The sequence below is a fragment of the Rhizobium sp. WYCCWR 11128 genome, from assembly GCF_013416305.1.
Taxonomy (GTDB): Bacteria; Pseudomonadota; Alphaproteobacteria; order Rhizobiales; family Rhizobiaceae; genus Rhizobium; species Rhizobium indicum.
Genome location: NZ_JACCEZ010000011.1, coordinates 1 through 13247, shown reverse-complemented (window position 1 = coordinate 13247; position 13247 = coordinate 1). Strand labels below are relative to the sequence as shown.

The window sequence follows — 13247 nt, the reverse complement described above, 5'->3', positions numbered from 1 at the left end:
GGGGGCAAATAGGTACGACGGTAAGGCCGGCTTCAACAGAAAACACGTCTGAGGTGCGGGCGTGATGTGAAGGTTTGATAGCCAGCAGCCGACGAGCGCACCGAAAGAAAGAAGGCGGCATCATCGGGATCGGCGAAGACCGATGCATGCGCCTCGTTGAAATGACGCGGCTGCCGCTATCGCCAATATGGCCGTGTCGAACCTTCCGCCGAGGATCGACCAAGGAGATAGCCAAGCCCAAATGCGACAATGCCGGTGGTGAGCAGCAATGCGCTTGCGGTATGCGGGTGCTCTCTGGCACCGAGGGCGACGGCATAAGCCTCACGTTTTATCTCTTTGGCCGCCGACTTCGCGACCTTGGTCAGTCCCTCCGGCTGCTCGCCGGGTGTGCCGGTGAAGCCGGCGTTCAAGTTCTGTTTGTCGACCATGTCGGGGACCTTTCTGAAATTGGCGCGCGGTCTGAAATTGGCGCGAGGCGGAAAGTTCAATCCTGCTCGCGTGTGCCGGGGGAGGCTTCGCGTTGATCGGCGTCCTCAAGATCGGTCTTGACGAGGAATGCATCCGTATGTTCGCGCGAGGCCTCTCGCAATGCTGCGAGGTTTGGAGGATTGTCGGCTTCGCCCTGCTGCGCATCGAGTTCATGTTCGGCCAGGGTCCAGTGATGCCCGTGCTTGCCTTCCGGCTTCCCTTCCTTCTCCCACAGGGAATAGGCCCTTCTTTGGATCTCCTCCTCGCGGCTGGCTGCCGGCGATCCGCCGCTCAGCCTGTCGATTTCCTTTGCGGCTCGCCGAACCATCTTCCGTCTGCCTGCGTCCGCGGCAGGTGGAGTTTTCGGCTGGGCGCCGTCAGTCGTATTTTCGCTTGTCTTGCGTCGTGCTGGTTTTTTCATGAGGGTCTCCTTGCGGATCTCAACCAACTTGGACGATCTAAGTTCCAAACAAAGAGTGCCTCGGCGTAGAGATGGGCTTTCCATTTCCGCGAGGTCTATGCCGTTCACCCGCGCTTTCACACGGTAATTGCCGTTCGATGTTTTTGCCTCGAGTCCGCGGCCCGCGGGTCGACTTGCTCAAGTCGCGAAGCGCCGAACCTTGAGCGGCATGTCTTGGCACGGCGATAAAATTGATATACTAATATGCCACTGAGTTTCAGCGTCCCGGTATATCCATGCAGCAAGCATCAGAAGTCGAAGTTTTGGTCGTCCCGACGTCGCGGGAGGCCGGGGGCAGGCTGCGCCGTATCACCACGGCTGGCGCCATCTACGATCGCCTCTATGCCGACATCGTGTCGCTGCGGATGCCGCCCGGCATGCTGCTGCAGGAAAAGCGGATCGCCGATGATTTCGGCGTCAGTCGCACGCCGGTGCGCGAGGCGCTGCTCCGGCTTTCCGAAGGCGGACTGGTCGATATCTACCCGCAGTCGGGCACCGTCGTGTCGCGGGTGCCGGTCTCGGCAATCCCTGAGGCGGTCGTCGTGCGCAAGGCGCTCGAAGGCGCGACCGTCGAGGCTGCGGCTTTGACCGCGACGGCCACCGATATCGCCCGTCTCGACGCCATCATTGCCCGCCAGCAGGCCCATGCCGCGACCGGCAATGCCTCGAGCTTCCATGAGGAGGATGAGGCCTTCCATGAGGCGATCACGCAGATATCGGGTTATCCCGGCATCTGGGCAATCCTGAAAACGGTCAAGGTGCAGATCGACCGGGCGCGGCGCCTGACTTTGCCGGTGCTTGGGCGCACGGATAATGTCGTGCAGGAACACATGATCATCCGCGATGCGCTCGCCGCCCATGATGCGGCGGCTGCACGCAGCGCCATGACCCATCATCTGAGTGCCGTCATTCCCGATGTCGACGAATTGCGCGCGCGTTACCCCGATTATTTCTGCTGACGGCAGGCCAACACGAAACGAAAAGCGAGAGGGAAGGAAGAAGGATGCGACAGGGTTGGAGATGGTTCGGACCGGAAGCGCCGGTGACGCTGGATGATGTCCGCCAGACGGGCGCGACGAATATCGTCTCTTCGCTGCATCAGGTGCCGATCGGCAGGGCCTGGACGGAGAAGGAAGTGCGCGAACGCCAGGCTCTGATCGAGACGACGCCCGGCGACCGCTCGCCGCTTGTCTGGTCGGTCGTCGAGAGCATCCCGATTCCCGATGCCGTCAAGCGCAAGGGCGGGGAGGCGAAGGCCGAAATCGAGGCGTGGATCGCCAGCCTCGAAGCGGTCGCCGCCTGCGGTATTCCGATCGTCTGCTATAATTTCATGCCGGTGGTGGACTGGACCCGCACCGAACTCGATTTCGTGACGCCGACCGGCGCCACCGCCATGCGCTTCGACCACGAGCGTTTTGCAGCTTTCGATCTCTTCATCCTGGAACGGCCGGATGCGGCGCAGCACTATTCTAGCGAAGACCGCGAACGGGCGCGTATCGTATTCGAAGCGATGACGGACGACGAGATCGCCGATATCACCCGCATCATCACCTCGGCTCTGCCGGGGTCGACCACCGAACCTCTGACCATTCCGGCTTTCCGCGACAAACTCGTCGCCTATAGTGGCATCGATGCCGCAAGACTGCGCCGGCACCTGATTGAATTCCTGGAGGCGGTGACGCCGGCTGCCGAAGCCCGGGGTGTCAAGCTGACGCTGCATCCCGATGATCCGCCGCGTTCGCTGTTCGGCCTGCCGCGAATCGCCTCGACGGCGGACGACTATGCCGCTCTTTTCGATGCGGTGCCATCGGCGGCGAACGGCATGTGTTATTGCACCGGCAGCCTCGGCGTGCGCGCCGAAAACGACCTGCCGGCGATAGCCCGACGCTTTGCCTCGCGCATCCACTTCGCCCATCTGCGTGCCACGACGCGCGAGGGTGACGGCCGGACATTCCATGAAAGCGCGCATCTGGAAGGCGACGTCGATATGGTCGCCGTTCTCAGCGAACTGGTCGCGGAAGACCGCCGCCGCAGTCCCGAAGACACCATCGTGTTCCGATCGGACCATGGCCATCGCATGCTCGACGACCTCGACAAGGTCGTCACACCAGGCTACCCGGCCATCGGCCGCATGCGCGGCCTCGCCGAACTGCGCGGCATCCTGCATGCGCTGGGCGCTCCGCCAAACTGAGGGTGGACGCAAAAAACTGCCGCGCATTTTTGCTGGAATTGCTCCAGCGAAAATCATCGCGCTCTGAAGCCCGAGCGATGCTTCAGAGCGCGCAACCCTTCAAGAACAGATCGGTGCACATCTTCGCCCGCGCCGCAATCGTTTCGATCTTCGGCGGCGGCTCCTGGCGCAGCATCGCGGCACGCTGCGGCTCCATGATCATCATCCCGCGCAGCATGCCGCAGGCCGCATGCGGATCATCAAGGGCAATCAGTCCACGATCGATCTGGTTGTGCAGCCAGTTCTCCATCAGCGTATTGGTCCTGACGACTGCCTTTTCGTAGAAGGCGTTGGCGATCTCGGGGAATCGATCAGACTCGCTGATGACGAGCCGGGTCATGGTGATCGTATCGACCGAAAGCGTCAGCATGCCATAGGCCATCAGCATGCGTTCCAACCCTTGCCTGAGATTGGCCACGGCGAGTGTGCCGGGGTCAAGCGCCAACAAAAAACGCTCCGTGCGCTCCGTGATCATCTCTGAAAAGAGATCTCCTTTCGTCGGAAACAGGCGGTAGAGCGTCTTGGTCGAAATGCCGGCCTCCTGTGCGATCGCAGCGATGCTAGCCGCGGCATAGCCATTCTCGTGGAACTGCCTGTTTGCCGCCTCGATGATCACGCTTCTCGTATCCTCGTCGCAGCGGACTTGCGGGCGTCCTCGCGGCTTCTTCTCGATTTCGTGATTTTGGACCATGGCAATTTTCCAAATTCTTATTGACATCTATTTTCTAATGCATATTTTGGAAAATATCAAGTTTCCTAAAGTGCATTTCATTCGAATTCAGAGGCCGCAGCCCAAGTGACGGCGACCGTCATTAGGAGAAAGACAATGACCATTAAGTCGCTGCATGCCTTGAACAACAATACTGCCGTCGAAAACACTGCCGAAGCCGTACCGGCAAGCCTGGACGCCGGCCAGCCGCCGCGCGTCGCGGAAGCTGCCGCCACCGTTGCCGAGGAAAAGCCCACGCGCAGGCGCGGCGGCCGCTCCCTGCTTCTCGGCGCCACCGCGCTGGTGCTGATCGCCGCCGGCGCCTATTACGGTCATGATTACTGGACGGTCGGCCGCTTCCATATCTCGACAGACGATGCCTATGTGAAGGCCGACAACAGCACCATCGCCCCCAAGGTTTCCGGCTATCTCGCCGAGGTGCTGGTCATGGACAACGAGACGGTGAAGGTCGGGCAGCCGCTCGCCCGCATCGACGATCGCGACTTCAAGGCGGCCCTCGATCAGGCCAAGGCCGATGTCGCCGCGGCCGAAGCTACCGTCAACGCCAAGCAGGCTTCTCTCGATATCCAGCAGTCGACGATTGCCGCCGCCCGCGCGACCGTCGACGTCGACCGCGCCAATGAGACCTTTGCCGAGCAGAACAACAAGCGTTATTCGAACCTTGCCACCAGCGGTTATGCCCCGGTCCAAACCGCGCAGCAGGCCGCCTCGCAGATCGCAGCCGCCCAGGCCTCGATCGTGCGCGACAGCGCCTCGCTCGATGCCGCCGTCAAGCAGGTCGATCTGCTGAACGCAGAGCTTGCCCAGGCGAGGGCGGCCCTTGCGCGAAGCCAGGCCGTCCAGCACCAGGCCGAGCTAAACCTCTCTTATGCGACGATCACCGCGCCCGTCGACGGCACCGTCGGCAACCGGACGCTGCGTATCGGCCAGTATGTCCAGGCCGGCACTCAGCTGATGTCGGTCGTACCGACGACGGCTGCCTATGTCATCGCCAACTACAAGGAAACCCAGCTCACCGACGTCCAGGCCGGCCAGCCTGTTGATATCGAGGTCGATATGTTCCCGGGCCGCACCTATCACGGCCATGTCGACAGCCTCGCGCCCGCAAGCGGCCAGGAATTCGCGCTGCTGCCGCCTGACAACGCCACCGGCAACTTCACCAAGGTCGTCCAGCGCATTCCTGTGAAGATCGTGCTCGACGGTGACGCCGCCGCCAACGGCGACCTGCGCCCCGGCATGTCCGTGCAGCCGAGCATCGATACCAAGAACGACCGCAGCTAGGGCCGGGGGGACGAGGAGTTCGTGTCATGTCCACCATCGCAGCAACAGCCATCGCCGTTCCGCAGCCGAAAGACGGCGCCAGCACCAGAGACTGGATCGCCGTTCTCGCCGGCATGATCGGCGCCTTCATGGCGATCCTCAACATCCAGATCACCAATGCCTCGCTTCTCGACATCGAGGGTGGCATCGGAACAGGCGTCGACAACGGCGCCTGGATCTCTACTTCCTATCTGATTGGCGAGATCGTCGTCATCCCGTTGACGGCCTATTTCAGCAACGTCTTCTCTTTCCGCCGCTATATCCTCGTCAATTCCGTCCTCTTTCCGCTGTTTTCGATCGCCTGCGCCTTCGCGCATGATCTCGGCACGATGATCGTGCTGCGCGGCCTGCAGGGCTTTGCCGGCGGCGTGCTGATCCCCATGGCTTTCACCATGGTGCTGACTAAGCTGCCGAAGTCGCAGCAGCCGCTCGGCCTGGCGATTTTCGCGCTCTCGGTGACCTTCGCACCGGCGATCGGCCCGACCATCGGCGGCTACCTCACCGAAAATTACGGCTGGCAGACGATCTTCTTCATCAATGCCATTCCAAGCGCCATCATGGCGGTCGCCCTTGCCCTGACGCTCGACAAGCAGCCGATGCAGCTCGGCCTGCTGAGGGAAGGCGACTGGGCGGGGATCTTCACCATGGCCATTGGTCTGTCGGCGCTGCAGACGGTGCTCGAGGAAGGCAATAAGGAGGACTGGTTCTCCTCGCCCTTCATCGTCAAGCTCAGTATCCTTGCCTTTGCCTTCCTCGTCGCCTTCATTTGGATCGAGCTCACGGTGAAGAAGCCGCTGGTCAAGCTCAGCCTGCTGAGGCAGCGCAATTTCGGCATCGGCGTTGCCGTCAACGTGCTGGTCGGCGTCGCCCTCTTCGGCACCGTCTACATCCTGCCGCAATATCTCGGCCAGGTGCAGCGCTACAATGCCGAGCAGATCGGCAACGTGCTGGCCTGGACCGGCCTGCCACAGCTGCTTTTGATCCCGCTTGTCCCGATGATGATGAAGCGCTTCGATGCGCGGTATATCGGCTTCCTCGGCATCTCGATCTTTGCGATCAGCTGCTTCATGAACATCACGTTGTCAGCCGATACCGCCGGTGACCAGTTCTGGATTCCGAACATCATCCGCGCCATCGGCCAGGCCCTGGTGCTGACGCCGATCACCGCCATCACCACCGCCGGCATCGCGCCTTCGGATGCGGCCGCTGCCTCGGGCCTGACCAACATGCTTCGCAATCTCGGCGGCGCCGTCGGCACGGCGATGCTCGGCACGGTGCTGACCAAACGCGAGCAGTTCCACTCGAACATCATCGGCCAGTCGGTGACGCTCGGCCGCGACGAAGTTCGCACCCGTCTCGACCAATTGACAGCCTACTTCGTGCAGCATGGTGTCTCCGACCATGCCGTCGCAGCCCAGAAGGCCGTCGTGGCGCTTGGCCAGGTCGTCAAACGCCAGGCCCTGATCCTGGGTTTTGCCGATACATTCGCCGTCATCGGCGTGGTTCTTGCCGTTGCAGCCGTCGCCCTGCTGCTCACCCAAAAACCGCGAGCCGGCGGTGGCGTCGGCGCTCATTGAAGATCCCTGGCGCTCGCCCGGCTTCCCGGCGAGCGCTTCTGTCTGTCCCTATTCCGGAATTTTGACCGTGAAGGCGAAGCTCGCCACCGCGCCCGGCGCCAGGATCGTGGTAGACGGCCTCCTCGAAAGCTCGCTCGAACCTCCGGCTTCCGCAGCCATTCCATGCCAGGGCTCGACGCAGAGGAAGGGCGCGCCCGGCTTGGTCCATAGCGCAAGGTTGGGCAGGTTTTCGAAATGGAATTGCATGGTCGGCCCGCCTTCGGCGCCGTAACTCAAACCTTCGCCCGCACCATCAGGGAAAATCATTGCATCTTGTTCGAACATCGAATGATCCAGCACCAGCCGGCCGGCAGCGAATGGCGAGGGCAGGGCCGCTGGATTGATGAGGCCGCCTTCCAGCCGCACAAGCGCCGGCTCGCCTTTATTGTCGAGGATGACGATATGGTCGCGCCCGGCAGCATCGGGCAGCGGCCAGGCGAAGGCCGAATGGAATCCGAGGCCGAACGGCATCGCCTTCTGGTCGCGATTGGTAACCTCGGCGGTGACAGTCAACGCGCGGCCTTCGACCGCATGCACCAAGGCCAGCTGAAAATCGAAAGGATAGACCGCTCGCGTCGCATCCGAGGCGGCCAGTTCGAACCGGCACATCGTCTCAGTGGAGGCCGCAAGCACGAATTCGCTGCGGCGGGCAAAGCCATGCTGAGCCATCGGATAGACCGTGCCGTCGATCGTTATCTTGTCATCCGGCGCCTTGCCGACAATCGGAAACAGGATCGGCGACCGCCCGGTCCAGAAGGCTGCATCGCCGGTCCATAACCAGGAGCGCCCGTCGCTTGACGTGAGCGCCTGCATCTCGGCGCCGAGGGAGGAGACATCGACGGTGAGATCCTGATTCCCGATCCGGATGGAGATTGGCATCGCGTTTCCTTTCGCATTGGTTCGGCAGCCAGCCATACCGTTCCGAACCGGGGATTTCCACAGAATAGAGGGCGCGACGGCGGCCACACCAGCCATCGCCCTCGTTATTTCCGCATTGCGCCCAATCTCGCGATCACTTCGTTCGGGATGCCGTAGCGCTGAATGGCGTCGCGGTTGTTCCGCAACCCGCAGATCTCACGCTGGATGAAGAACGCCCAGACGGCATCGGACGCTTCGTTGAGAAGCTTCTCGCGGTCTTCGGCGCTTTGGCGGTCGGGAGTCCATGCCTTCAGAGCGGCAAGTGCCGCCTCCACCTTCAGCCCGTGACGTCCGAGAGAATCGGCTCGTTCCGACATCAGCTCGTATTCGAGGACGTTGAAGCCGTTTTTATCCTGCTCGGATTGTCTGAAGGACTGTGGCGGACGAACGCTCATTGGCACAGGTCTCCGTTGGCGTGAGCCGCGATATTATCCGATCCTGTTCCAAATTAAAGAAGGTGAGCATGATGTCGTTCGAAAACCGCTCGCGCCTTTCGGCATGGTACTCTTGATCGAGAGGGTGGGAACAGGGCTATCCTGCGGTTTCCCCGCATGGCATAAGCGCGCCAAAATCTCCTTCTCCAGGCGCCTCGCACCATGATCCGTATCGAAAATATCAGTAAGCAGCTAAGCCACCGCATCCTCTTCATCGAGGCGTCCGCAGCGCTCAACAGAGGTGAGAAGATCGGTCTCGTCGGCCCGAACGGTGCCGGTAAGACGACGATCTTCCGGATGATCAATGGCGAAGAGCAGCCCGATGAAGGCCAGGTCTCCTGCGAGAAGGGCGTCACCATCGGTTACTTCAATCAGGACGTCGGCGAGATGGCCGGCCACAGCGCCGTCGCCGAGGTGATGAACGGCGCCGGGCCTGTCAGCATTGTTGCCGGCGAATTGCGTGATCTGGAGGCGGCCATGGCCGATCCCGAGCAGGCCAATAACATGGAAGAGATCATCGAGCGTTACGGCGAGGTACAGGCGCGCTACGAGGAGCTGGACGGTTACGCGCTCGAGGGGCGCGCCCGCGAAGTGCTCGCGGGCCTGAGCTTCAGCCAGGAGATGATGGATGGCGATGTCGGCGCGCTGTCGGGCGGCTGGAAGATGCGCGTGGCGCTCGCCCGCATCCTGCTCATGCGCCCCGACGTCATGCTGCTCGACGAGCCGAGCAACCATCTGGATCTGGAAAGTCTGATCTGGCTGGAGGAATTCCTGAAAGGTTACGAGGGCGCGCTGCTGATGACCTCGCACGACCGCGAGTTCATGAACCGCATCGTCACCAAGATCATCGAGATCGACGGCGGCGCCTTGACGACCTATTCCGGCGACTATGAATTCTACGAGCAACAGCGGGCGCAGAACGAGAAACAGCAGCAGGCCCAGTTCGAACGCCAGCAGGCGATGCTCGCCAAGGAAATCAAGTTCATCGAGCGGTTCAAGGCGCGCGCCTCGCATGCCTCGCAGGTGCAGAGCCGCGTCAAGAAGCTGGAGAAGATCGACCGGGTGGAGCCGCCCAAGCGCCGCCAGTCGGTCGCCTTCGATTTCCAGCCCGCACCGCGCTCCGGCGAGGACGTGGTCAGCCTGAAGGGCGTCCACAAGAAATACGGCAGCCGCAACATCTATGAGGGGCTGGATTTCATGGTGCGGCGCCGGGAACGCTGGTGCATCATGGGCATCAACGGCGCCGGCAAGTCGACGCTGTTGAAACTGGTGACGGGCACCGCCGAGCCTGACGAAGGCAGCGTCGCTCTCGGCGCCAGCGTCAAGATGGGCTATTTCGCCCAGCACGCCATGGATATTCTCGACGGCGAGCACACCGTCTTCCAATCGTTGGAACACCGTTTTCCCCAGGCAGGGCAGGGGCCATTGCGTGCGCTGGCCGGATGTTTCGGCTTCTCCGGCGACGATATCGAGAAGCGGTGCCGGGTGCTGTCAGGCGGTGAGAAGGCGCGGCTGGTGATGGCAATGATGCTGTTCGACCCGCCGAACCTGCTCGTGCTCGACGAGCCCACGAACCATCTCGACCTCGACACCAAGGAAATGCTGATTAAAGCGCTGTCGCAATATGAGGGCACCATGCTGTTCGTTTCGCACGATCGGCATTTCCTCGCCGCACTCTCCAACCGGGTGCTGGAGCTGACGCCCGAGGGCATCCATCAATATGGCGGCGGCTATACCGAATATGTGGCGCGCACCGGCCACGAGGCGCCCGGCCTGCGAAGCTGACGATTATCTTTGCGCGGCATGTCGAAACCGTCAGCGTCGAAGCGACCAGCGGAGAGCCGGCCAGCGATATCGGTTGGCTGGTCGAAGCAACGGAGGAGAAAATGCCCATGCTGTTGGATCGGATCGAGGTGGTCACCCTGTTCGTCGATGATATCGACGCGGCCAAAGCGTTCTACCAAAAGGTCTTTGCGCCCGACGTCGTCTATCAGGACTCGGTATCGGCGGTCCTGAAATTCTCGGGAACGATGATCAACCTGCTCGATGCAGCGCAGGCGCCTCAGTTGGTCCAGCCTGTCGCAGTGTCAGCGACCGGTTCCGGCGCACGCGTGCTGCTGACGCTCAAGGTCGATGACGTCGATGCGGTTTGTGCAGAACTGCGCAAACTCGGGGTCATGCTGCTCAACGGTCCGATCGATCGTCCATGGGGCCGCCGCACCGCGGCCTTTGCCGATCCGTCGGGCCATGTCTGGGAGGTCGCGCAGGAATTGCGCTAGACGGCTGTTGCTTGCCGTCATTGGCCGTAGGGACATGCCGCTTCTTCCACGCGAGGAACGGATTCGGCGGTTATTGCCACGATGATGACCAAATTCCGTGGTGTTCGGAGGCCTCTTCATGCAATCGGGGACGGGCGCATCGGCATGGACTGGATCAATCGTTATATCGATCAGCCGCTACTGCACGGCGCGGCGGGTTTGCTGCGGAGTTGGCATCTCCGCACGCGGCAACAGCCGGAGCTGCTGGAGCCGACGTGGAATCTCGTTGTGCTCTCCTTTCTCCTGATCACGAGCGGGCAGGTCATGGCCGGTCAGACTTTCACGCTGAGTGTTGCCGCACTGGTCATGCTGGCGCTGCCGTCCGCGCGAAAGCTGCTTTTGGCTGTGAAGGCAGGGCAAGGCGGTTACGGCGCCCGGGAGTACAAGTCGCTGAGGGCGCGCGCCATCGCCAAACGTGAGGCGGAGTGGTCGGTGCGGATCATCGTCCTCTTCGCATCGGCCTGCCTTCCGTTCATCGCCCGCATCGACGATCCGCTGGGAGCCTGTTTCATGCTGGGAGCCAGCATCTGGTTCGTCCTGACCGGGCCGCTCAAGGCCTATCTCGACGCAGCCGAACCTCCCGAGCCGAATGAAGGCGACCGGATGTACAGCGGCGTCTTTCACGTCGGCTGAAGGGAGCTGATGCGACGCTGCATGTCCCGGCCGTGAGACGGACGGGAACCAAATGGGGCGGCCTCCGTTATCTCCGCAGCAACGTAAAAGGAGATTGCGATGCTTTACTACGCTCTGGTGTTTCTCGTCGTGGCCTTGATTGCCGGCGTCCTCGGATTTGGCGGCATCGCAGGGGCTTCAGCTTCCATTGCCCAGGTTCTGTTCTTCATTTTCCTGGTGCTGTTCGTCGTATCGCTCGTCATGCGACTGATGCGAAAAGTATAGTGCGGACAGATTAAAGTATAAAAACCCGGCGAAACACATTGCCGGGTTTTTCTTTATTTCTACAGTCGGTTTGACGTCTCCATCACTGAAGGTTTCCGTCCCTGTCGTGGTCGGCTGTCGCGAAATCCGCCATCACCCGCTGCATGAATTCGCTTCGGCTGATCCGGCCGTTGTGGTTCGCGTCGGTCAAAGTGAATTGCTCTACCGTCAGGATCTGCACCGTCTCGTCGGACTGCAGGCTGCCGTCCTTGTTCTTGTCGAGACTTCCGAAAGCCGTGCCCATGAAGGTCTCGTATTCCGAACGGTCGACGGTCTTGCTGGTATTTGCGTCAAGCCGATCCATCTGGCCCTGATACATCGATCCGGGCTGTTGCGGTTGTTGCGCCACTGCTCCAACGCATTGGGACAGTATGAATGTGGTCACCAAAGCCAAGGTCTTCATCGCTTGATATCCCTCCCCAATTAGCGGCAAGCCAGACGGTTGCCGACGTAACCGCCGCCGCCGATGCCGGCGCCGACAGCGAGCACCTGCCCGGTTCCGGCGCCGATCGTGCTGCCGATCAAGCCACCGACAATCGCGCCGCCGACGGTTCCCGCGATGCAGCCGAATTCGGAATTACGATCCGAGACGGCCTGCGACGGCGGACCGGACTGGCAGGCGGAGACGGCAAGGCATCCCGCCAGTATGATGTTTGTCCTGCGTATGCGCATCTTTCCCTCCCGATAAATTACCCGTTATCTCCAATAGAGATCGGCGGGCGTACGATTGTCCGGCCCCCGCGAAAATATCGCCTGATTATATTTCTCAAATTCAGACTTAGTTTCTGTTCGAACAGAAGCAGAATTCCGGAAAACAAGCGGAAATTCTGCGGCAATGCCAAGCAATCATGCCGTTTCCTCTCCAGTTGCACTGCTGCATGGAGAGTATCTTCGAACAGTACAGCTATCTATACGGCATGGCAACCTGCGCGATCATCGATCGCCTATCCAGATAGGTGCCTGCGATGTGCATGATGCCGCTCGTCGAGAGCTGACGGCGATCACGATCGTGCCTTTCCGGCAACCATCCCTGACAACATCGTGAAATAACCGGATGACGCGAAAAGATGCCTTCGAAATGTCCCAATGGGAGCTGAACCGTAAGCGTGTTTATCGCTTGCGCCCTCCCAGGCGCTTTGACATGCGATGCGTAAATGATGCCGGTTCGGGATCGTTTTGCGGTTCCGTCCGTTATCTGTTGCCGAATCTGGTGGCGAGTAGCCGGGTATGCTCCCGTCACGATTTGAGAAGGAGAGACTTATGAACAAAATTCTTGCGACGGCTTTTGCCGCGGTATCGTTGACGTTTGTCGGCGCTGGGGCGGTCAATGCCGCCGATCTCGGCACCAGGACATATGAAGAGCCGGACCTGCGCAATGGCGTGAAGATCGGTTACCTCACCTGTGATATCGGTGGCGGCACGGGTTACGTGCTCGGTTCCTCCAAAGAGGCCGACTGCATCTTCCAGTCGACCGTCGGCAACGAACTTTCGGATCGTTATACGGGTGAAATGAGAAAGCTCGGCATCGACCTTGGCTTCACCACGCGCAGCCGGCTGATCTGGGCCGTGTTCGCGCCGACGGCCGGCTATCACCGCGGATCGCTCGCCGGCCTCTACGTCGGCGCCACCGCCGAAGCGACGCTCGGCGCCGGTGTCGGCGCCAATCTCCTGGTTGGCGGCACCTCCGGTTCCATCCATCTGCAGACGGTCAGCCTGACCGGTCAGCTCGGCCTCAACGTTGCGGCCGGCAGCGCTTCGATGACGCTCACACCAGCGAATTGATATGGCCTTTTGACGTCCCCTGCCGCGACGCGGCA

16 protein-coding genes are annotated in these 13247 nt (G+C 61.2%); 9 read left to right on the top strand and 7 right to left on the bottom strand.

The genetic code is table 11. From position 1 onward, the window contains the following. Positions 1-176: 176 nt before the first annotated feature. Together HX898_RS26550 and HX898_RS26545 are read right to left on the bottom strand one after the other, a co-directional pair. Positions 177-428 carry a hypothetical protein gene (locus HX898_RS26550; RefSeq protein ID WP_180196249.1) on the bottom strand — a complete coding sequence of 84 codons (252 nt, stop codon included), beginning with the start codon at positions 426-428 and terminating at the stop codon, positions 177-179. 56 nt (positions 429-484) lie between these two features. Then, positions 485-889 (bottom strand): DUF2934 domain-containing protein, encoded by a 405-nt coding sequence (locus HX898_RS26545; RefSeq protein ID WP_138389992.1) that lies wholly within the window; start codon positions 887-889, stop codon positions 485-487. Positions 890-1164: 275 nt separating this feature from the next. Between HX898_RS26545 and HX898_RS26540 the strand changes: the two genes are divergently transcribed. Together HX898_RS26540 and uxuA are read left to right on the top strand one after the other, a co-directional pair. Continuing rightward, positions 1165-1887: a GntR family transcriptional regulator gene (locus tag HX898_RS26540; RefSeq protein WP_138389993.1), complete on the top strand. Its 723-nt coding sequence runs from the start codon at positions 1165-1167 to the stop codon at positions 1885-1887. A 44-nt stretch (positions 1888-1931) separates the two neighbouring features. Next, entirely contained in the window at positions 1932-3119 is a 1188-nt protein-coding gene (gene uxuA, locus HX898_RS26535) for a mannonate dehydratase (RefSeq protein WP_138334294.1), read from the top strand. Positions 3120-3201: 82 nt separating this feature from the next. Here the strand turns inward: uxuA and HX898_RS26530 are convergent, their stop codons facing one another. After that, entirely contained in the window at positions 3202-3849 is a 648-nt protein-coding gene (locus HX898_RS26530) for a TetR/AcrR family transcriptional regulator (RefSeq protein WP_180196248.1), read from the bottom strand. Between the two features lie 135 nt (positions 3850-3984). Between HX898_RS26530 and HX898_RS26525 the strand changes: the two genes are divergently transcribed. Together HX898_RS26525 and HX898_RS26520 are read left to right on the top strand one after the other, a co-directional pair. Beyond that, entirely contained in the window at positions 3985-5169 is a 1185-nt protein-coding gene (locus HX898_RS26525; protein ID WP_180196247.1) for an HlyD family secretion protein, read from the top strand. A gap of 26 nt (positions 5170-5195) precedes the next feature. Then, entirely contained in the window at positions 5196-6785 is a 1590-nt protein-coding gene (locus HX898_RS26520; protein ID WP_180196246.1) for a DHA2 family efflux MFS transporter permease subunit, read from the top strand. A gap of 48 nt (positions 6786-6833) precedes the next feature. Here the strand turns inward: HX898_RS26520 and HX898_RS26515 are convergent, their stop codons facing one another. Continuing rightward, positions 6834-7703, bottom strand: a complete 870-nt coding sequence (locus HX898_RS26515) for an aldose 1-epimerase family protein (RefSeq protein ID WP_180196245.1) — start codon at positions 7701-7703, stop codon at positions 6834-6836. Positions 7704-7807: 104 nt separating this feature from the next. Further along, a complete protein-coding gene (locus HX898_RS26510) occupies positions 7808-8137 on the bottom strand; it encodes a DUF6665 family protein (RefSeq protein WP_138389998.1) in 330 nt (109 codons plus the stop codon). Positions 8138-8338: 201 nt separating this feature from the next. Here HX898_RS26510 and HX898_RS26505 point away from each other — a divergent pair, with 201 nt between their 5' ends. From HX898_RS26505 to HX898_RS26490, 4 genes are all read left to right on the top strand, one after another. After that, positions 8339-9961, top strand: coding sequence for an ABC-F family ATP-binding cassette domain-containing protein (locus HX898_RS26505; protein ID WP_180196244.1), 1623 nt, complete (start codon positions 8339-8341; stop codon positions 9959-9961). A 101-nt stretch (positions 9962-10062) separates the two neighbouring features. Next, entirely contained in the window at positions 10063-10455 is a 393-nt protein-coding gene (locus HX898_RS26500) for a VOC family protein (protein ID WP_180196243.1), read from the top strand. Between the two features lie 81 nt (positions 10456-10536). Then, complete coding sequence (locus HX898_RS26495; RefSeq protein ID WP_180196242.1) at positions 10537-11127, top strand: hypothetical protein; 591 nt, start codon at positions 10537-10539, stop codon at positions 11125-11127. 99 nt (positions 11128-11226) lie between these two features. Further along, the gene (locus tag HX898_RS26490) at positions 11227-11391 is read left to right on the top strand and encodes a DUF1328 domain-containing protein (RefSeq protein ID WP_003549551.1); all 165 of its coding nucleotides are present in this window, start codon (positions 11227-11229) and stop codon (positions 11389-11391) included. 82 nt (positions 11392-11473) lie between these two features. Here HX898_RS26490 and HX898_RS26485 read toward each other — a convergent pair whose 3' ends face one another. Further along, a complete protein-coding gene (locus HX898_RS26485) occupies positions 11474-11833 on the bottom strand; it encodes an EF-hand domain-containing protein (protein ID WP_180196241.1) in 360 nt (119 codons plus the stop codon). Positions 11834-11853: 20 nt separating this feature from the next. Next, on the bottom strand, positions 11854-12102 hold the full coding sequence (locus HX898_RS26480) for a hypothetical protein (protein WP_129416938.1): 249 nt from the start codon (positions 12100-12102) through the stop codon (positions 11854-11856). Between the two features lie 588 nt (positions 12103-12690). Between HX898_RS26480 and HX898_RS26475 the strand changes: the two genes are divergently transcribed. Beyond that, complete coding sequence (locus tag HX898_RS26475) at positions 12691-13212, top strand: DUF992 domain-containing protein (RefSeq protein WP_017957594.1); 522 nt, start codon at positions 12691-12693, stop codon at positions 13210-13212. Positions 13213-13247: the final 35 nt, after the last annotated feature.